Origin of the sequence: Pseudomonas sp. GD03903 (assembly GCF_029840045.1) — a bacterium.
Lineage (GTDB): Bacteria > Pseudomonadota > Gammaproteobacteria > Pseudomonadales > Pseudomonadaceae > Pseudomonas > Pseudomonas pseudonitroreducens.
In genome coordinates, this window is sequence record NZ_JAOCBT010000028.1 from 1 (window position 1) to 17689 (window position 17689).

Below are 17689 nucleotides of genomic sequence, written 5' to 3' on the forward strand. Positions count from 1 at the left end.
CAGGCGTTGGCCTTCCAGTTCGTCAATCCGAAGGCCTGGCTGATCTCGGTGACGGTGGTGTCCACCTTCCTGCCGCCGGGCGAAGGCTACGCACTGCGCCTGCTGGTGGTCAGCCTGGTGTTCGCCGCCATCGGACTGCCCTGCATGCTGGTCTGGGCCGCCTTCGGCGCCGGCCTGCGGCCCTGGCTGCGCGACCGCGCCGTCGCTCGCGTGGTCAATCGTGCGATGGCGACCCTGGCCGCCCTGACCGTTCTTCTCTTCTGGATGTGATGCCATGACGACACTCTCTCATGATCAACTCCGGGCCCATGCGCTGGCCTGGATCGACGACTGGAACCGGCGCGACGTGCCGGCGGTGCTGGCCGCCTACGCCGACGATGCACTGTTCGTGAGCGCGCTGGCCCAGCCCTATACCGGTGGCACGCGGGTACAAGGCAGGGACGCGCTGCGCCGCTACTGGCTGGCCGCGCTCGCCGACAGGCCGGACCTGCGGTTCGAACTCATCTCGGCCATCTGCGATGTCGAGGCGCAGACCGTCGTCGTCCATTACGTGGCGCAGGCCTGCGGCAAGCGCACGCGCATGTGCGAGATCATGCGCTTCGAGAACGGGCGGCAGGTCCATGGCGAGGCTCTGCACGGCGTCCCCGCCGAGGAGGACACGCCATGACAGCACTGCTGCGCGCCGTCCGGACCGACGACGGCAACCGCTATGACTGGGGTGGGGTCTGCCTGGGCTGGCGACTGCTGGAACTGCAACACATGCAGGTGCGGCAGGAATGGATGCCCGCAGGCGGCGCCGAAGCACCCCACTGGCACGCCAGGGCGCACCAGTTCTTCTACGTGCTCAGTGGCCACCTGCGCCTGAGCACGCCCGACCAGGACGTGCTGCTGGCAGCCCGTCAAGGCGTGCATGTCCCGGCCGGCACTCGCCACATCGCCGCCAATGGTGGCGACGAGGACGTGAATTTTCTGGTGTTCTCCAGCCCCAGCACGCAGGGCGACCGCATCGAATCGACCTCGGCCGCCGAACCGGATCGCCATCGCGACTCGGAGCCTGCGTCATGACCGTTTTCGCCATTGCCCAACTCACCATCCACGACCGGACCGCCTACGACCGCTACCAGGCGCGCTTCATGGAGGTGTTCCGCCACCACCGGGGACGTCTGCTGGCCGCGGACGAGCAGCCTCGCACCATCGAAGGCACCTGGCCGCACCAGAAGCTCGTGCTCATGTCCTTTCCCGACGAAGCCGCCTTCCATGACTGGGCGGAATCGGACGAGTACCAACGCATTGCCCAGGATCGCATGGCCGGCGCGCAGGCCGTGGTGCTGCTGGTCCAGGGTCTCGCTGTGAATGACTGAGCCCATCGACATTCGCGCCGCCGACGGCTATGCACTGGGTGGATTCGCCTGGCGCCGCCCCTGCGATCCACGACGCCCGCATCCGGTCGCGGTCATCAACGCTGCCACCTCGGTGCGCTGCCGGTACTACGGGCGCTTTGCCGACTGGCTCCACAGCCACGGATGGGACGTGGTGACCTACGACTACCGCGGCATCGGCGAATCGCGACACCGTGGGCTGCGTCGGCTGCAGGCCGACTGGATCGACTGGGGGCAGCACGATTTCGAGGGTGTGCTGCAGTACCTCGCCTGGCGATTCCCCGGCCAGCCGATCGACGTGGTCGGCCACTCCGCTGGGGGCTTCGTGATCGGGCTGGCCGCGTCCGCACACCGCGTGCGGCGCATCTTCACCATGGGGGCGCAGTACGCCTACTGGCGCGACTATGCGCCCGCCGCACGCCGCGCCATGTTCCTGCGCTGGCACGTGGCCATGCCGCTGCTGGCGCGGGTGCTTGGCTACGTGCCAGCCAAGCGCCTGGGATGGATGGAGGACACGCCCAAGGGCGTGGCACTGGACTGGGCACGCATGGGTCCCCGCTTCGAGGGCACGGTGCGCCGAGGTCGGGAGACACTGGAAGGCGAGCCCGAAGCCGAAATGCTGGCACGGCGCTTCGGCCAGGTGCGCGCACCGATCCTGGCGCTGGGCATCGAGGACGATCCGTTCGGCACGGTCCCGGCGCTGGACCGCCTGCTGGATTACTACACCGGCAGCGAGCGTCATCACCTGCGCTTGGCTCCCGCGGCCATCGAGCAGGCCGAAATCGGCCATTTCGCCTTCTTCCACGAGCGCTTCCGCGAGGCGCTGTGGCCCCTGGCGCTGGACTGGTTGCGTACCGGCGAGCCACCAACCCGCCCCCTCGGCGTACTGAAGCATCGACCTGCGGACGATCCGCAAGCAGCGGGAGCCACGACATGAACACGAACCTCGCCCCCTCGACAGCATCGGCAAACGAGCGCCGATCGCTCTGGATTCCGATCCTGGCCGGCGGACTGATCATGGGTTTGGCCCTCGGTGTGCGGCACGTGCAAGGCTTGTTTCTGCTGCCGGTGACGATGGATCGCGGTTGGTCGCGCGAAATGTTCGGTTTCGCGATGGCGGTGCAGAACCTGACCTGGGGTCTCGCCCAACCCTTCACCGGGATGATTGCCGACCGCTACGGTTCGGCCAAGGTCATCGCGGGCGGGCTCGTGTTCTATGCGCTGGGGCTTTTCTTCATGGTTCAGGCGCACAGCCACGTGGCCTTTGTTCTGGGCGCTGGCGTGTGCGTCGGCATCGCGCTGTCGGGCACGGCATTCGGTGCGATCTACGGCGCGCTCAGCCGCCTCGTGCAGGCTGAGCGCCGCAGTTGGGCACTGGGGCTGGCCGGCGCCATCGGTGGCCTCGGGCAGTTCGCCATGGTCCCGGTTGCGCAGGCCTTGATCGGCGGTTGGGCCTGGACGGGTGCGCTGCTGATTCTGTCAGTGGTCATGGCGTTGCTGCTGCCGCTGGCGTTCCCGATGCGCGACGCAAGCATCTCGAACGCGGTGGTCGGCACGGAGCTGTCGATGAAGGCGGCGATCGGTGAAGCCTTCCGCCACCGCGGCTTCTGGCTGCTGAACCTGGGCTTCCTGGCCTGTGGCTTCCAACTCGCCTTCATCGCCACGCACCTCCCAGCCTACCTGCTGGACCGGGGCCTGGCCGCTACCGATGCCGTCGCCGCGCTGGCGATCATTGCGCTGACCAATGTGGCCGGCACCTACCTGCTGGGGCTTTGGGGTGGCACGCTGCGCAGGAAGTACCTGCTTGCAGGCCTGTACCTGGCGCGCACGGTGGCGATGGCCCTGTTCGTCCTGCTGCCGCTCAGCACATGGGGCGTTTACCTGTTCGCTGCAGTGATGGGGTTCCTCTGGCTCGGGACGGTTCCGCTGACCAATGGCCTGGTGTCTCAGATCTTCGGCGTGCGCTACATCACCACATTGTTCGGTTTCGTCTTCTTCGGCCACCAGTTGGGATCATTCTTCGGTGTCTGGCTTGGTGGCCGCATGTTCGAGGCAACTGGGTCGTACCTGAGCATCTGGCTGCTGGCGATTGCGCTGGGCCTGCTGGCGACGGTTCTGCACTGGCCGATCGACGACAGGACCATCGTTCGCGCCGATCCACGGTTGGCGACTTCATGAGGCAAGACCGCGAATGGTTCAGGCGCTGGGCACCGCTGGCTGTGCTGCTGGCTGCGGGCGTGCTGGTGTTCCGCGCCTGGCTGTCGATGGAACTGCTGTGGGTGTGGTTGGAGCAGTGGTCCTTCTGCGGGTGAGCGGGACCTGACGAGAACTTCGCACGACCATGAGCGCTGATCGTGTCGCTGACTGGCCAAGGTCAAGTGGCTGGCCGTTGCCTCAACCATGCGACGACATCGTCGGCATTCCGGTCCGGCGGGAACACAGGATAGAACACATGCTCGATCACGCCATCGCGCGCAATCAGGGTCAGTCGCTTGAGCAGTGCCAGGCCTTGCACCTCGAAGACCGGCAGACCGAGCGCGGTTGCGAATGAAAGGCGGTTATCGGACAGCAACGGGAAAGGCAGGTGGAGGCGCGCCACCGCCTCGCATTGGTACGCGGTGTCCTGCGTCGACACGCCGAACAATTGGGCGACGCCCAAGGACTTCAGTTCGGCGAAATGATCCCTGAAGGCACAGGATTGCGGGGTGCAGCCCCGTGCTCCTGGAATCTCGTCCCAGCCTGGAGGCAGTGCGATATCCGGCCGGCCCGTCATCGGGAAGAGATAAAGCACCGTGCGTCCGCGCAGGCGCGAAGGGTCGACACGGCCACCATCCGACGATGCCAGTTCAAGCGTGGGCAGGCGCATGCCCGCGAGGTGGCGGGCGCCGCCATCATCCTCCGGCTGCGGAAGACGCGACCAATCGACCTGCTGCAGGTTATTCATGGCTTCACCACCGCTCGCTACCGGCCAGCCAAAGCACGTAGCTCTTCCAGCCGGCGGGTTCGGCGAAGCGCGCGTAGGCCCGGATGGCATCGGGGTTGTCCTCGGGGACCAGCCAGCGCAGATGGATCCAGGCGCGTGATCGACCGGTATCGGCGATGGCCGCGATGAGCCGCTGAGCGAGTCGTTTTCCGCGCGCGGCGGGCAGGACGTACAGGTCGTCGAGCTGGCCCGACCGCCCTCCGGAGATCGCCTCGGGCAGATCGAAGAACACTGCGAAGGCGACGAGTTCGTCGCCGAGAAAGCCACCCAGCACTTCCGCGATCGGATCGGCGATCAAGGCATTGGCATGAGCCAGTGCATTCGCCCCGGCGCCTTGCCCGTGGCGCATCTCGTCGCCATAGGCGGCCAGCAGGGAGGCAAGCGCAACGGCTTCATGGGCAACGAGCCGTCGAAGCGTCACATCGTCATCCGGCGGTGCTTTCTGGTCTTTCGGATATGCGGTATTCATACGTGTCTATGCTGTCCGCGCTTCTGGGTTCCGAGTTCCGCTTTCCGACTGACATTGCTCGCGCAGCCAGCCGCGCAGGTTGTCCAGCCGTCGATCCTCGGATAGCGCCTCGGGATAGACGAGCCAAAAGCCGACACCCGCGCTCACGGGGTGGTCGAAGACCGAGGCCAGGCGTCCGAGCCGGACGGCACTCTCGGCCAGTTCGCAGACGGCGATCGACACGCCAGCCCCATCGGCGGCCGCCTGCATCGTCAGGCCGCCCGAATCCACGCGGGTCACGACAGCCGGCTCGAACGGCCCGCCGGGCAGGCTGTCCATCCAGCGCTGCCAAGTGAGGCAATGCCGCGAAACGAACAGGTTGGCGCGCGCGACCTGCTTGAGGCGTTCCCGGCGCGAGCCGGTGGCAAAGCCCGGGCGCGCGTACAGATCGATGGTGGCCTCGAACAACAGGTCGGCCTGCAGGCCGGCCCACTGGCCGTCGCCATACCAGATGCCGGCATCGGCCACGCCGGCGGCCAGATCCACGTCGTCCTGCGTGGTGGAGATGTCCAGCGAGAAGCCGCGCCGCTCGAACGGATACAGGCTCAGGCGGGGCGACAGCCAGTTGGTCGCGAAGGTCGGCAGCATGTTCACGCGCAGGGGCCCGTCGCGCCGCTCCTCGCGCAAGCTGCTCACGCCCTCGGCGATCAGGGCGAAACCCTCGTTGAGGCTAGGTGCCAGCCGGCGGCCGGCGCTGGTCAATTCCAGCCGCGTACCGATGCGGCGCAGCAGTTCGACGCCGAGCATGTCCTCCAGCGTGCGCAACTGGTGGCTGACCGCCGAGGGGGTGACCGCCAGTTCCAGGGCCGCGTCCTTGATCGAGAGATGGCGCGCCGCAGCCTCGAAGGCGCGCAAGGCATTCAACGGGACAGGGATGCGCATGGGGGATTCACCCTCCTGGAAGTCATTGGTCGTTCATGGACTCATTAAACCGGAAATCGTCGTCTCCACGCTCGCCGACACGAGGACCAAAACTCAGCATCGTCTGAGATTTGCTCACTCGTGCCGACGGCGAACCGGCCGCACACTTACGCCATCGACAACCTGTACAGCGGTGCGCACCATGCTCAATTCCCTTGACGATCGCGATGGCCTGATCTGGCTCGATGGCGAGCTGCTGCCCTGGCGCGAGGCGCGCCTGCACGTGCTCACGCATGCGCTGCATATGGGCGGGGCCGTCTTCGAGGGCATGCGCGCCTATGGCGGTCATGTCTTCCTCAATGCGCCTCACCTGGAACGCTTCCAGCAGTCCGCCGCGCTGCTGGACTACCACCTGCCGTGGTCGCAAGGCGAACTGACACAGGCCATCGAGGCGGTGCTGTGGGCCAACCAGCTCGACGACGCCTACATCCGCCCGGTGGCCTGGCGCGGCGCGGAGAGTGTTTCCATCGCTTCGCCGCGCGCCCGCATCCACGTGGCGATCGCGGCCTGGGACTGGCCCACGGCGGCGTCCCAGGGCCGCGCCGAGGAAGGCATCCGGCTGCAGCTGGCGAGTTGGCGGCGTCCCCGTCCTGACACCGCACCCACCGCGGCCAAGTGCTCGGGGCTGTACATGATCGGTACCCTTGCGCGCCATGCCGCCGCAGCGGCGGGCTGCGACGACGCACTGCTGCTCGACAGCGAAGGCCGGGTCGCCGAGACCACGGCAACCAACCTGTTGATGGTCCATGACGGGGTGCTGGTGACCCCATTGCCGACCTGCTTCCTCGACGGCATCACCAAGCGGCACGTGATGGGACTGGCGCGCCAGCGCGGGCTGCGGGTCGAGGAGCGGACCGTGACGCTGGACGAACTGCGCGCCGCCTCCGAGGTATTCACCGCCGGCACCTCGGTCGAACTGCAGCCGGTGGTGGCGCTGGTCGAGGATGCGGCGACCACCGAATGGCCCGTGGGGCCGGTGACGCGACAACTGATCCGGGACTTTCGCGCGTCCGTGACCGAGGCGAGCCAGGTCGGCCGGACGCTGCGGGAACGGGAGACCGGCTTGTTGGAACGGCGCCCGTGGCCCGCTCGCGTCGCCTCCGCCTTGCAGGCGCCGTAGCGCGCCATGGACCGGTACGCAGACGGACCCGCGAGAGGACAGGCACGATGCCATGCAGACTGGCTTCATACACGCCCCAGACAGTCGCGCAGTTGCGCGGCAAAGCGCGCCGCGTCCCCGGGTTCGAGCGTCGAGACCGTGACTCGCAGCGCGGGGGCCGCGGGCGCGATCGCGAAGGCATCGCCGGTTCGCACGGCCCAGCCGCAGCGTGCGAGGCTTTGCGCGGTGCGGTGAACGTCACGGTCTTCCGGCAACGGAATCCACACATTGAACCCGTCGCAGGGCTGCCTGGCGGCGATGCCCACGGCGCCGAGTGCATCGATCAGGGCCTTGCGACGCATGGCGTAGGCGGTCTTGGCCGCATGCAGGCGCGCCGTGGCCGCGTCGGATCCGAGCAGGCCGCGCACGGCCGCCTGCAGCAGGTGGCTGACCCAGGTCGTGCCGGGAGCCAGTCGCATGCCGAGCCTTGCGGCGGTCCCCGCATCGGTAGCGATGAAGGCCAGCCGCAGGTCCGGGCCGAAGCCCTTGGACACGGAGCGCACCAGCGCCCGCCGCGTGGTGGCCGCGGGCGCGATAGAGAAGTACGGCGTCTCGGCCAGCAAGGCGAAGTGGTCGTCCTCGATCACCAGCACGTGCGGATGGCGGGCGAGCACGCGGCGCAGTTCGCGGGCGCGCTGCTCGCTCAGGCCGCAGCCGGTGGGGTTTTGCGCCCTTGGTGTGCACAGCACCGCCTGGGCGCCATTGGCCAGCGCCGCTTCCAGCGCCTGCGGGCGCATGCCGTGCGCATCCATGGCCACGGGCACCGCTGCCAGGCCCGTGCTGTGCAGGATGTTGAGGCTGCCGAGGAAGCACGGGTCCTCCACCGCCACCTTGTCGCCGGCGACGAGGTAGGCAGCCAACAGACGCTCGATCGCATCGACCGCACCATGCGCCAGCACCAGACCGTCACCCTCCCGGAGATCCGCTCCGAACCACTGCCGCGCCAGCCGTTCGAGTGCTGGGTCGAGTACAGGCTGGCCATACAGCGCGGGCCGGTAGCCGCTGGCTGCCAGCGCCTGCAATGGATCGGGCAGCCAGGCCGGGTCCGGATTGCCGCTGGCCAGATCCGCCAGCGCCGAGCCGGGCTGCAGGCCCTCCTGCTCACCGAGACGCGCCGCTGGCCGGATCACCGTTCCGTTGCGCCCCAGCGTCTCGGCAATGCCTGCGGCCACCAGCTTCCGGTACGCGGCGGCGACCGTGTTGCGGTTGACGCCCAGTTGATCGGCCATCTCGCGCACGGACGGCAGTGTCTGGCCCGCGGCAAGCTGGCCCGCATGTGCCTCGCGGCGAATGCGCTCAAAGATGTCCGATGCGGTCTTTTCTGCCATTCCCGTTTGTCCCGTGACAATGTATATTTTGTCCTATGACAATGTTAGCAGCACGGAGAACCCCTTGTCCATGAACGCGCAGACGCATCCCTGGCCCACCGCACACAGCGTCGAGGACTTTCGGCGCAATCTGGCGGCGGTGCATCGGCGCATCGCCGATGCCTGCTCCCGCGCGGGACGCGATCCGTCCGATGTGCGCCTGCTGCCGGTCAGCAAGACCGTGCCGGAGGAGCGCATCCGTCTGGCTTACGCCGCCGGCTGCCGCGACCTGGGTGAGAACAAGGTGCAGGAGGCGCAGCGCAAGGCCGAAGCGATGGTGGATCTCGCCGACCTGCGCTGGTCGGTCATCGGCCACCTGCAGACCAACAAGGCCAAGGTCGTGGCACGCTTCGCCAGCGAGTTCCAGGCCCTGGACAGCCTGCGTGTGGCGGAGGCGCTGGACCGTCGCCTGCAAGCCGAAGGGCGCGCACTGGATGTGTTCGTGCAGGTCAACACCTCGGGCGAGGCCAGCAAGTTCGGCTTGCCGCCTTCCGAGGTGGCCGGCTTCGTCCGGGCGCTGCCGGGCTTCTCCACCCTGCGCGTGCGAGGCCTGATGACACTGGCGCTGCTGTCGGCCGATCCGGCGCGGGTCCGTCCCTGCTTCGTGCTGTTGCGCGAACTGCGTGATCGGCTGCGCCAGGAGGCGCCGGCGGGCATCGGCATGGACGAACTGTCGATGGGGATGTCCGGCGACTTCGAGCTGGCCATTGAGGAAGGCGCCACCGTCGTGCGCGTCGGCCAGGCCATCTTTGGCGCTCGCGCGACGCCGGACAGCCATTACTGGCCCGACGACGACCGGGCTGCGACATCGACCGCATCGGAGCAGACCGCATGAAGACCGCCCTGGCCCTGCGCCACATCCATTTCGAAGACCTCGGCACGCTCGAACCGCTGCTGCGCGAGCGTGGATTCGACGTGCGCTACCTCGACCCCGCGACGGACGACCTGGCCGGTGAGGAGGCCGCGGCAAGCGATCTTCTCATTGCACTGGGTGGGCCGATCGGCGCCTTCGACGAGCGGGCCTATCCCTTTCTTGCCGACGAACTGCGTCTGCTCGAACGGCGCTTGGCCAGCGGCCGGCCGCTGCTCGGCATTTGTTTGGGCGCGCAATTGATCGCGCGCCTGCTCGGCGCCGCCGTCGCCCCCATGGGCTTCAAGGAGATCGGCTTCGGCGCGCTGACGCTGACGGATGCGGGCCGCCGCTCGGTGCTGGCACCGCTGGCCGGCGTGCCGGTGCTGCATTGGCACGGCGACCGCTTCGAGCTGCCTGAGGGCAGTGAACTGCTGGCGAGCACCGAAAGCTGCGTGCAGCAGGCCTACGCGGTCGGCAACCGGGTGCTGGGTCTGCAGTTCCACCTGGAAGCCGATGCCAGCCGAATCGAACGCTGGCTGGTCGGCCATTGCTGCGAGCTGGGCCAGGCCGGCGTCGATCCGCGCACGCTGCGCGCGGATGCCGAGCGGCATGGGGCAACGCTGAAGGCTGCGGCCCACCGCACGATCGGCGCGTGGCTGGACCGGCAGCAGGACACGGGGGGGGCGTCCTGAATGACGGTGACCCAACCTGTGCCCATCGATGTCATCAGCATCCAGTCCCAGGTGGTCTACGGGCGGGTCGGCAACAACGCGGCGATTCCCGCGTTGGAAGTCTGCGGGCTGCTTACGACCGCGGTGCCGACCGCGCTGCTCAGCAACACCCCGCACTATCCCTCGGTCCATGGCGGTGCGGTGCCCGACGCGTGGTTCGCTGGCTGGTTGGATGACCTGGAGGCGCGCGGCATCCCCGCGTGCGCTCGCGTTGTGCAGGTCGGCTTCCTCGGCGCGCCGTCGCAGGCACGGATCCTCGCATCCTGGTGGTCGACGATGCGCGAGCGCCACCCGCAACTGCGCCTGCACCTGGATCCGGTCATTGGCGACTACGACCAAGGCGTGTATGCGGCGGCTGGCATGGCCGAGGCCTGGCGCACGCTGCTGATTCCAGAAGCCCACGGCCTCGTCCCCAATCGGTTCGAGCTGGAACAGGTCACCGGCAGAACGCTGCAGGGTCTGGCGGATTGCCGCGAGGCTGCCCGTGCGCTGTTGCGCGGCCCCACCCAATGGGTGGTGGTGACCAGTGTCCAGGATGATCCTGAAAGCGCCGTCGTCCAGACGCTGCTGGAGACGCGAGAGGGGGTATCGCGCCTCTTCGAGCATCCCCACGTGCCCTGCGTGGTGAAAGGGGCCGGCGACTACTTCGCCGCGCGCCTGACCGGCCATTGCCTGCTTGGCATAGAGATGCCTCAGGCCGTCGAGCGCGCCTGCGGCGAAACCGCCGAGCAACTGACCCGCACCCGGCGCCTGGGCTGGGAGGAAATGGCCATCCACGCTATGGCCGGGAGCGTCCGGCCATGAATGCCTACCGCCTCGTGATTTCCCGGCATGGCCGGCTGCTGGGTCAGTTCGACAGCGAAACGCCCTGGGCGGGCGACGCGATCCGCGACCTGCTACAGCGACTTCCCGAATGCGATGGCTATCGCACCGAACTGTTCGTCGCGCGCGAAGAGCGCCGATTGCTCGAAAGCGGTCCTGGCAGCCTGAAGGTCCTCGGCCGCGAGCTCTTGTTCCAACCCTTGCCGATCACGGCGCTGCTGTCTGGCACGGCGCCCGAGGAGCCGCTCGCGTGAATCAAGCTCCCGGCCTCATGTACGCGTAGGTGGCGCGATGGAGCTGCGACACCTGCGCTGTTTCGTGGCAGTGGCCGAGGAACTGCACTTCACGCGTGCGGCGGTGCGGCTCCATATCGAGCAGTCTCCGCTGTCGCGCACCATCCGGGAGCTGGAGTCTGACCTCGGCGCCACGCTGTTCGAGCGCAATCGGCGCGGCACCCAGCTCACCTGGGCGGGCCAGGTCCTGCTGGAAGATGCCCGCCGCGTGTTCGCGGTGCTGGAACAGGCACGAACCAACGTCCGGGCCGCCGCCACGGGCTATCGCGGCATGCTGCGCCTCGCGCTGTCGGACGGTATCGCGCAGACACGCCTCGCGGCACTCCTGGCCCTGTGCCGGGAGGAGGAGCCCGATGTGGAAATCCGCCTGTTCGAGACGCCGCTCGCATCGCAAGTGCGCGGGTTGCGCGACGACACTTTCGATGCCGGGTTTGCGCAGTCTGACGAGGCTGGAGAGGGCATCCTGTGCGAGGCGGTCTGGTCCGATCCCATCCTGGTGGCCATTCCGACGCGCCATCCTTTGCTGGCCTTCAGGCAGGTCCCTCTGGATGAACTGCTGCGCTATCCCCTGATCAAGTGCCACCCGGAAACCTGCGAGGGTGCGTACCGGCAGATCAAACGGCTGCTCCGGACGGCCGCCATCCAGCCCCGGATCGCAGAGCGGGTCGCGACACTGGAATTGATGCTGACGCTGGTGGCCGCGGGCTACGGACTGGGTTTCGCCACGGCGGCGCAGATTTCGGTCTGCCGTCATCCCGAGGTCATTGCGCGGCCCCTGTCGGACCCGTCGGCATGCATGACCACCTACTTGTTGCGGCCGGACAGTGAGCCCTCGGAACCGCTGCAGCACTTCATCGAACGCGCCATGCTCTCGCGCGACGACAGTCCCGCCGTCGATCCGATCTAGCCCTGGGCAACCGCGTTCCTCGCAGCGCAGACCTTCGTCGGGGACGCCGCGCAGGTGCCATGGCAAGCCATGGGCGACCGAGCGGCTGAACGTGCCGCCGCGTCTACAGATGCAGGGTGCCGCTGGCGACGGTCACGGCCTGGCCACCGACGCGCACCGTCAATTCGTCGCCGTTTCGGGTCCATTCGACGTGGATCAGGCCATCGCGTCCCATCTCGATGCCTTGCTCCGCAAGGTAGCCACCCTGGAGAGCCGATGCGTGCCGGTGCCTTGCCAGGAATGCCGCGACACACCCGTTTCCAGACCCGCAGACGGGGTCCTCGGCCACGCCTTCGCCTGGCGCAAACGTGCGCAGGCGCAAGCGTACCGGCGCGTCGGCCTCGTGCTCGGCAAAGACGGTCACGCCGACGGCACCCGATGCGCGGCAGCGTTCGGCGATGCGAGGCAGGTTGGGACGCAGCGACGCCAGGGCGGCGACGCTGCGCAGCTCGGCGATCAGCCACGGGATGCCGGTGGAGACGACTTCTACCGGCATCGCGGCCAGCATGTTCGCATCGCAGCCCAGCAGGGCCGACATTTCCCCAGGACCGATGGCCGTGTTGCGGAACTGCGGGCTGGCCTGGGTCATCCAGTAGATCGGCGAGCCCTCGGTCGGAACGACTTCGACAGGCACGATGCCGATGCCGCAGGCCTGCCGCAGCAGACTTGCATCGACCAGATCGCCACGGTGCGCACGCACCGCGCTCGCAGTGGCGATGGTGGGGTGCCCCGCGAACGGCAGCTCGCTGGAGGGCGTGAAGATGCGCACCCGATAGTCGGTGTCGGGCGATTCCGGGGACAGCACGAAGACCGTCTCGGACAGGTTCATCTCGCGCGCGATCCGCTGCATGGTCCGCGCATCGAGGTCGTCGGCATCGAACACGACGGCAGCCGGGTTGCCCCTGAGCGGCTGGCTCGTGAACACATCGACTTGCAGGAAGGATTTGTTCATCGCTTCTCCAGGTTCGGTCGCACCGCCTGTGCTCGGTTGCGTGCGCGTGGCCGGGAATGAATCACGCGGCCAGGGCCTTGGCGCCGCTCGACGGTCTCCACAAAAGAATCCATGCGGCGAATCCGAGGAAGCCGATGCCCGCCAAGCGCGTGCAGCGCCGGCGCCAGACGGAAGTGCTCAATGCTCCCCGCACCCGGCTTGCAATGGCGGCATAGCCGGTCAAGGTGGCGCCGCTGAGGATCACGAAGATCGCGGTCAGGCCCATGAACTGAGGGATGAGCGCCTGGTCGGCCCGGATGAACTGGGGGAAGAAGGCGGTGAAGAAGAGGATCGACTTCGGATTGGATGTCGCCACCAGGAATCCTTCCTTCGCCAGCGCGAAGGCCTGCACCGGCCCTGCGTCATGGGCACCAGCGTCCGGCGGCCGTGTGTGTCTGCCCTGCACAAGCAGGCGAAGACCGAGGTACGCCAGGTAGGCGGCGCCGGCCAGCCGCAGTGCGGTCATCGCGTGGGCGGATGCAAGCAGGAACAGGCCGACGCCCCACGCGGCCGCCGCGGAAACCACGAGCAACCCCAACATGTTGCCCAGCGTCGACCACAGGCTCGCGACCACGCCCTGGCGAGCGCCATTGCGCATCGCCAGCAGGATGGCCGGGCCGGGCGTAAGGATGGACAGCCAGGCCGCCAGGACGTAGGAAATCAGGAGCGGGATATCGGACATGGCGAACTCGGGGGGCTTCTTCGTCGGTTGTGAAGGAAGTGCACTTCGACGATAGCCAAGGCCATTCGAGCTGACCATTGAGCTTTTCTCGACGCTTGCTGAGACCTTCTCACTCGGCAATTCGACGCATCGGTCTTAAGGTTTCCAGCCAGACAACCTCACCCCGGATATCCGCGCACGCCACCATGAGCCACCTTCAGACCGTTCGCCTCTTGATGCTTCCCGGTATCGGCAATTCCGGGCCGGAGCACTGGCAGACGCGCTGGGCGTCGCGCCAGGAGCATGGCCGGCGATTCCAGCCTGCCGACTGGGACAGGCCGGACCTGGCCGACTGGCTGCAGGCACTCGATGCGGCTATCGACGAGTGCGGTGCGCCCGTCGTCTTGGTCGCACACAGCCTTTCGTGCCTGCTCGTCGCGCACTGGGCATCGCGGCCGGGAATCGGAGAAGACATCCAGCATCGGATCGCCCAGGTCCGGGGCGCCTTCCTGGTTGCCGTCCCTGACCCCGGCGCACCGGCGTTTCCAGGCGAGGCGAGCGAGTTCGGCCCGCCACCGACCGAACCCCTGCCGTTTCCCGCACTGGTGGTCGCCAGCAGCGACGACCCCTATGGCTCGCCGGAGCACGCCCGGCGCATGGCCATGGGTTGGGCAGCGGGATGCTTGGAAGTCGGCGCCCTCGGGCATATCAATGCCGCCAGCGGCGTGGGCGACTGGGACACCGGCTGGCATCTGCTGCAGGCATTCGGAGCGGGGCTGCGCGTCCAGATGCCGGCATCGAATCGACCGGGAGCATGAGCATGCGCGCGTACCGCTACCTGACCGGCATCGACGACGCGGCGTTCTGCCACCGCGTCACCGCGGCCCTGAACAGCGGCTGGGAGCTGTATGGCGCGCCGAGCCTGACCTACGACGCGGCGCGTGGCGCAGTGATCTGCGGCCAGGCCATCGTCAAGACCATCGAATCGACGACGTACAGCGAGTCACTGGACTTGTCTGTGCTCTGACGGAGATCCCCCAATGGATGCATCGACTGCGATCCTGGGCTTCACGCTGACGGCGCTGCTGCTCACCTTGACCCCCGGCCTGGACACGGCGCTGGTACTTCGCACGGCCGCTGTGGAAGGGGGGCGCAAGGCGATGAGGGCGGGCGGCGGCATCGTGACCGGCGTGCTGATCTGGGGGCTGATCGCGGCCCTCGGGCTCGGCGCGGTGCTCGCGGTCTCCCGACTCGCCTACACCCTGCTGCAGATCGCGGGCGCGGCCTATCTGCTCTGGCTCGGCTGGAAGCTGATCTCTGGCGCGCTCAAGAGCCGGCCGACGCTGCCCGCAGACGATCCGCCGCTCGTGCGTGGCGAGCGCTGGTTCCTGCGCGGTCTGCTGACGAATCTGCTCAATCCCAAGGTCGGGGTGTTCTACGTGAGCCTCCTGCCACAGTTCGTTCCCGCCGACCTGCCGGTGGTCGCGTTCAGCGTGCTGTTGGCCGGCATCCACGCCGCGATGGGACTGCTCTGGTTCGCCGCACTGGTGCTGGCCACGCGGCCCCTGGCACGCTGGCTGCGCCGGCCCACGGTGATGCGCTCGCTCGATGCGCTCACCGGCCTGGCACTGATGGGGTTTGGCCTGCGTCTGGCCCTGTCCAGGCCGACGAGCTGAGGTGCGAGCGGCATGGACATCGGAACCTTCCTGCTGCTGGCCGGTGCCGGCATGATCGGCGGCATCTGCAATGCGGTGGCCGGCGGCGGCACATTCTTCACCTTTCCCGCGCTGCTGGCTGCCGGCGTACCACCCGTGGTGGCCAACGCCACCAGCGCGGTGTCGATCTGGCCGGGGCATGCGAGCAGTCTGCTCGGCTATCGCAGCGAACTCGGGCGCCACCGCGCCGCGTTGCGGCGCAGCCTGCCCGTGGTCGGTGCCGGTTCGCTGGTGGGCGCCGCACTGTTGGTGTTCACCGGAGATGCACAGTTCAGCCGTCTGGTGCCGTGGCTGATCCTCGTCGCGACCGTTCTGTTCGCCCTGGGGCCCTGGCTGCGCCAGGCCATCGAGCGGCATGCTCGCGGTCAGGTGCCGCACCTGGTGGCGGCGGGGGCGGAGTTCCTGACCGCACTCTATGGCGGCTACTTCGGCGCCGGCCTGGGCATCATGCTGATGGCGATCCTGACCTTGCTGGGTGTGCGCGATGTCCAGGAGGCCAACGCCGTCAAAAATGCGATGGCTACCGTCGTGACCAGTGCCGCGGTGATGCTCTTCGTCGCCACCGGGTCCATCGCCTGGACGCAAGGCAGTGCGGTCCTGCTGGGCGCGATCGTGGGGGGCTATACCGGCGCGCGGTTGGCGCGCTGGATTCCGCCGCTGGCGCTGCGTTGGACGATCGTGGCGACCGGCCTGGCGCTCTCTGCGTACTTCGGGCTGAAGGCGGGCGCATGATGGATCGCTTGCAGCGGGCGCGCGACGCCCACGCCTGTGCAAATACGGCGCTCCCCGGCATCGCCAATGGCGCGCGATGCTGCTTTCCGCGGTCCGCTGCGTTTGCGGACAACGCGGCGCCGACCCTGCCTCCCGCCTGGATCTGCCAACCCGACTCGGCCGACGGGGTAGCGTGTCGATTTAGTTGGCGAACTTTCTGTGAGGAGTCCATTCGATGAATCCACTCGATGCACTGACTGCGCTCTGGTCGCTGGGCGGGCTGCCGCCGCAGGCGCTGGCCGGGATCGCGCTGACGGGCAGCGACCCGGTGTTCCCCTCGTCCTTCGCCGTCGGCACCGCCGCGCAGACCAGCATTGCCGCGGCTGCGCTCGCCGCCTGCGAACTCGGCCATGAGCGGGGTGCTCCGCGCCAGCGTGTCGCCGTGGACATGGCTCACGCCGCCGCCGAATGCACCGGCTGGTTCACGCTCGACGGCCAGGAGCCCGAGCTGTGGGACCCGTTCGCCGGCCTGTACCGCTGCGCCGATGGCTACGTGCGTGTACACACCAACTTCCCGCACCACCGCGATGGCGCGCTGCGCCTGCTGGGCCTGGACCCCGCAACTGCCACACGCGCCGACGCAGAGCAGGCCCTGCGGGGTTGGAAGGCGCTGGACTTCGAGCAGGCCGCGGCCGACCACGCGCTGGTGGCCACGGCGTTGCGCAGCTTCGCCGAGTGGGATGCCACGCCCCAGGGTCAGGCGGTGGCCTCGCAACCCTTGATGACCATCACCCGAATCGCCGATGCGCCACCGCGCGCACTGCCGCCCCTGGCGGCCGATGAGCGGCCGCTCGCCGGCCTGCGCGTGCTCGACCTCACGCGCATCCTGGCCGGCCCCGTCGGTGGGCGGGCGATGGCGTCGTTCGGCGCGGACGTGATGCTGGTCAACTCACCGAACCTGCCCAACATCGCCGCTATTGCCGAAACCAGCCGCGGCAAGCGCTCGGCGCACATCGACCTGCGCAGCGAGGCCGGGCGCGAAGCGCTGTGGCAGCTCCTGGAAGACGCCCACGTGTTCTCGCAGGGGTACCGGCCCGGCGGCCTGGCCGCGCTCGGCTTCTCGCCCGAGGCCCTGGCCGCGCGCCGGCCCGGCATCGTCGCCGTGTCGCTGACCGCCTACGGCACGCAAGGGCCCTGGGCCGGTCGGCGCGGTTTCGATTCGTTGGTGCAGACGGCGATGGGTTTCAACCACGCCGAGGGCGAGGCGGCGGGCGACGGCAAGCCGCGCGCGCTGCCGATGCAGATCCTCGACCAGGCCAGCGGCTTCCTGATGGCTTTCGGCGCCGCCGCCGCGCTGTGGCGACAGTCGCGCGAAGGGGGAAGCTGGCACGTGCAGGTGTCGCTGGCGCAGACCGGGCACTGGCTGCGCGGGCTGGGGCGCATCGAAGAGGGCCTGCGGGCTGGCAGGCCGGACCTCAGCCCCTGGCTCGCCGACGAAGTCTCCGGCTTCGGCCTGCTGCGCGCCGTGCGCCCCAGCGCGCAACTGGCGCGAACACCGGCCGGCTACGCGCGACCATCGGTGCCGCCGGGAACGGATCGCTCGAACTGGTGAGCGCTTGTCCGCAAGCCGAGACTTGATGCGGCCGGCC

Annotated in this window: 23 protein-coding genes and 1 pseudogene; 18 read left to right on the plus strand and 6 right to left on the minus strand. The window is 68.3% G+C overall.

Going from position 1 to position 17689, the window contains the following annotated elements:
* From N5C91_RS28665 to N5C91_RS28695, 7 genes and pseudogenes are all read left to right on the plus strand, one after another.
* Positions 1-270 (plus strand): annotated as a pseudogene (locus N5C91_RS28665) (LysE family translocator); the annotation flags it as partial.
* A gap of 4 nt (positions 271-274) precedes the next feature.
* Positions 275-667 (plus strand): nuclear transport factor 2 family protein, encoded by a 393-nt coding sequence (locus N5C91_RS28670; protein ID WP_279833709.1) that lies wholly within the window; start codon positions 275-277, stop codon positions 665-667.
* A complete protein-coding gene (locus N5C91_RS28675) occupies positions 664-1065 on the plus strand; it encodes a cupin domain-containing protein (RefSeq protein WP_124086410.1) in 402 nt (133 codons plus the stop codon). Before N5C91_RS28670 ends, N5C91_RS28675 begins: the two co-directional genes overlap by 4 nt.
* Complete coding sequence (locus N5C91_RS28680; protein ID WP_024889585.1) at positions 1062-1361, plus strand: DUF1330 domain-containing protein; 300 nt, start codon at positions 1062-1064, stop codon at positions 1359-1361. Before N5C91_RS28675 ends, N5C91_RS28680 begins: the two co-directional genes overlap by 4 nt.
* Complete coding sequence (locus N5C91_RS28685; protein WP_256161612.1) at positions 1354-2316, plus strand: alpha/beta fold hydrolase; 963 nt, start codon at positions 1354-1356, stop codon at positions 2314-2316. Before N5C91_RS28680 ends, N5C91_RS28685 begins: the two co-directional genes overlap by 8 nt.
* Positions 2313-3557, plus strand: coding sequence for an MFS transporter (locus N5C91_RS28690; RefSeq protein ID WP_169518324.1), 1245 nt, complete (start codon positions 2313-2315; stop codon positions 3555-3557). The genes N5C91_RS28685 and N5C91_RS28690 overlap by 4 nt, the downstream gene beginning before the upstream one ends.
* A complete protein-coding gene (locus N5C91_RS28695; RefSeq protein WP_176392680.1) occupies positions 3554-3691 on the plus strand; it encodes a hypothetical protein in 138 nt (45 codons plus the stop codon). Before N5C91_RS28690 ends, N5C91_RS28695 begins: the two co-directional genes overlap by 4 nt.
* 62 nt (positions 3692-3753) lie before the next feature.
* Here N5C91_RS28695 and N5C91_RS28700 read toward each other — a convergent pair whose 3' ends face one another.
* From N5C91_RS28700 to N5C91_RS28710, 3 genes are read right to left on the minus strand one after another with little or no spacing between them, the layout of a single operon-like run.
* A complete protein-coding gene (locus N5C91_RS28700) occupies positions 3754-4323 on the minus strand; it encodes a peroxiredoxin (RefSeq protein WP_279833727.1) in 570 nt (189 codons plus the stop codon).
* 4 nt (positions 4324-4327) lie between these two features.
* Positions 4328-4831: a GNAT family N-acetyltransferase gene (locus tag N5C91_RS28705; protein WP_052151668.1), complete on the minus strand. Its 504-nt coding sequence runs from the start codon at positions 4829-4831 to the stop codon at positions 4328-4330.
* A 6-nt stretch (positions 4832-4837) separates the two neighbouring features.
* On the minus strand, positions 4838-5752 hold the full coding sequence (locus N5C91_RS28710; protein ID WP_029578117.1) for a LysR substrate-binding domain-containing protein: 915 nt from the start codon (positions 5750-5752) through the stop codon (positions 4838-4840).
* A 181-nt stretch (positions 5753-5933) separates the two neighbouring features.
* Here N5C91_RS28710 and ilvE point away from each other — a divergent pair, with 181 nt between their 5' ends.
* On the plus strand, positions 5934-6911 hold the full coding sequence (gene ilvE, locus N5C91_RS28715) for a branched-chain-amino-acid transaminase (protein ID WP_009463302.1): 978 nt from the start codon (positions 5934-5936) through the stop codon (positions 6909-6911).
* A 65-nt stretch (positions 6912-6976) separates the two neighbouring features.
* Here the strand turns inward: ilvE and ptsJ are convergent, their stop codons facing one another.
* Entirely contained in the window at positions 6977-8278 is a 1302-nt protein-coding gene (ptsJ, locus tag N5C91_RS28720; protein WP_029578116.1) for a transcriptional regulator PtsJ, read from the minus strand.
* 70 nt (positions 8279-8348) lie between these two features.
* Here ptsJ and N5C91_RS28725 point away from each other — a divergent pair, with 70 nt between their 5' ends.
* Genes N5C91_RS28725 through N5C91_RS28745 form a run of 5 tightly spaced genes read left to right on the plus strand, consistent with a single transcriptional unit; the run spans position 8349 to position 11923 of the window.
* Complete coding sequence (locus N5C91_RS28725) at positions 8349-9152, plus strand: YggS family pyridoxal phosphate-dependent enzyme (protein WP_021205431.1); 804 nt, start codon at positions 8349-8351, stop codon at positions 9150-9152.
* Entirely contained in the window at positions 9149-9862 is a 714-nt protein-coding gene (locus N5C91_RS28730; protein WP_124086416.1) for a glutamine amidotransferase, read from the plus strand. Before N5C91_RS28725 ends, N5C91_RS28730 begins: the two co-directional genes overlap by 4 nt.
* Positions 9863-10705, plus strand: coding sequence for a PfkB family carbohydrate kinase (locus N5C91_RS28735; RefSeq protein WP_279833736.1), 843 nt, complete (start codon positions 9863-9865; stop codon positions 10703-10705).
* The gene (locus tag N5C91_RS28740; RefSeq protein ID WP_279833740.1) at positions 10702-10977 is read left to right on the plus strand and encodes a cytoplasmic protein; all 276 of its coding nucleotides are present in this window, start codon (positions 10702-10704) and stop codon (positions 10975-10977) included. The genes N5C91_RS28735 and N5C91_RS28740 overlap by 4 nt, the downstream gene beginning before the upstream one ends.
* A 37-nt stretch (positions 10978-11014) precedes the next feature.
* Positions 11015-11923, plus strand: a complete 909-nt coding sequence (locus N5C91_RS28745) for a LysR substrate-binding domain-containing protein (RefSeq protein WP_029578113.1) — start codon at positions 11015-11017, stop codon at positions 11921-11923.
* 103 nt (positions 11924-12026) lie between these two features.
* Here N5C91_RS28745 and N5C91_RS28750 read toward each other — a convergent pair whose 3' ends face one another.
* Together N5C91_RS28750 and N5C91_RS28755 are read right to left on the minus strand one after the other, a co-directional pair.
* Positions 12027-12914 (minus strand): PhzF family phenazine biosynthesis protein, encoded by an 888-nt coding sequence (locus N5C91_RS28750; protein WP_279833741.1) that lies wholly within the window; start codon positions 12912-12914, stop codon positions 12027-12029.
* A gap of 61 nt (positions 12915-12975) precedes the next feature.
* Complete coding sequence (locus N5C91_RS28755) at positions 12976-13635, minus strand: LysE family translocator (RefSeq protein ID WP_279833743.1); 660 nt, start codon at positions 13633-13635, stop codon at positions 12976-12978.
* Between the two features lie 185 nt (positions 13636-13820).
* Between N5C91_RS28755 and N5C91_RS28760 the strand changes: the two genes are divergently transcribed.
* From N5C91_RS28760 to N5C91_RS28780, 5 genes are all read left to right on the plus strand, one after another.
* Positions 13821-14432, plus strand: coding sequence for an alpha/beta hydrolase (locus tag N5C91_RS28760; protein WP_024889571.1), 612 nt, complete (start codon positions 13821-13823; stop codon positions 14430-14432).
* A 2-nt stretch (positions 14433-14434) separates the two neighbouring features.
* Positions 14435-14641 (plus strand): DUF1737 domain-containing protein, encoded by a 207-nt coding sequence (locus N5C91_RS28765; RefSeq protein WP_024889570.1) that lies wholly within the window; start codon positions 14435-14437, stop codon positions 14639-14641.
* A gap of 13 nt (positions 14642-14654) precedes the next feature.
* Positions 14655-15290: a LysE family translocator gene (locus N5C91_RS28770; RefSeq protein ID WP_279833744.1), complete on the plus strand. Its 636-nt coding sequence runs from the start codon at positions 14655-14657 to the stop codon at positions 15288-15290.
* A 12-nt stretch (positions 15291-15302) separates the two neighbouring features.
* Positions 15303-16061 (plus strand): sulfite exporter TauE/SafE family protein, encoded by a 759-nt coding sequence (locus N5C91_RS28775; protein WP_034365203.1) that lies wholly within the window; start codon positions 15303-15305, stop codon positions 16059-16061.
* A gap of 214 nt (positions 16062-16275) precedes the next feature.
* Positions 16276-17652, plus strand: a complete 1377-nt coding sequence (locus N5C91_RS28780) for a CoA transferase (RefSeq protein ID WP_279833746.1) — start codon at positions 16276-16278, stop codon at positions 17650-17652.
* Positions 17653-17689 lie beyond the last annotated feature (37 nt).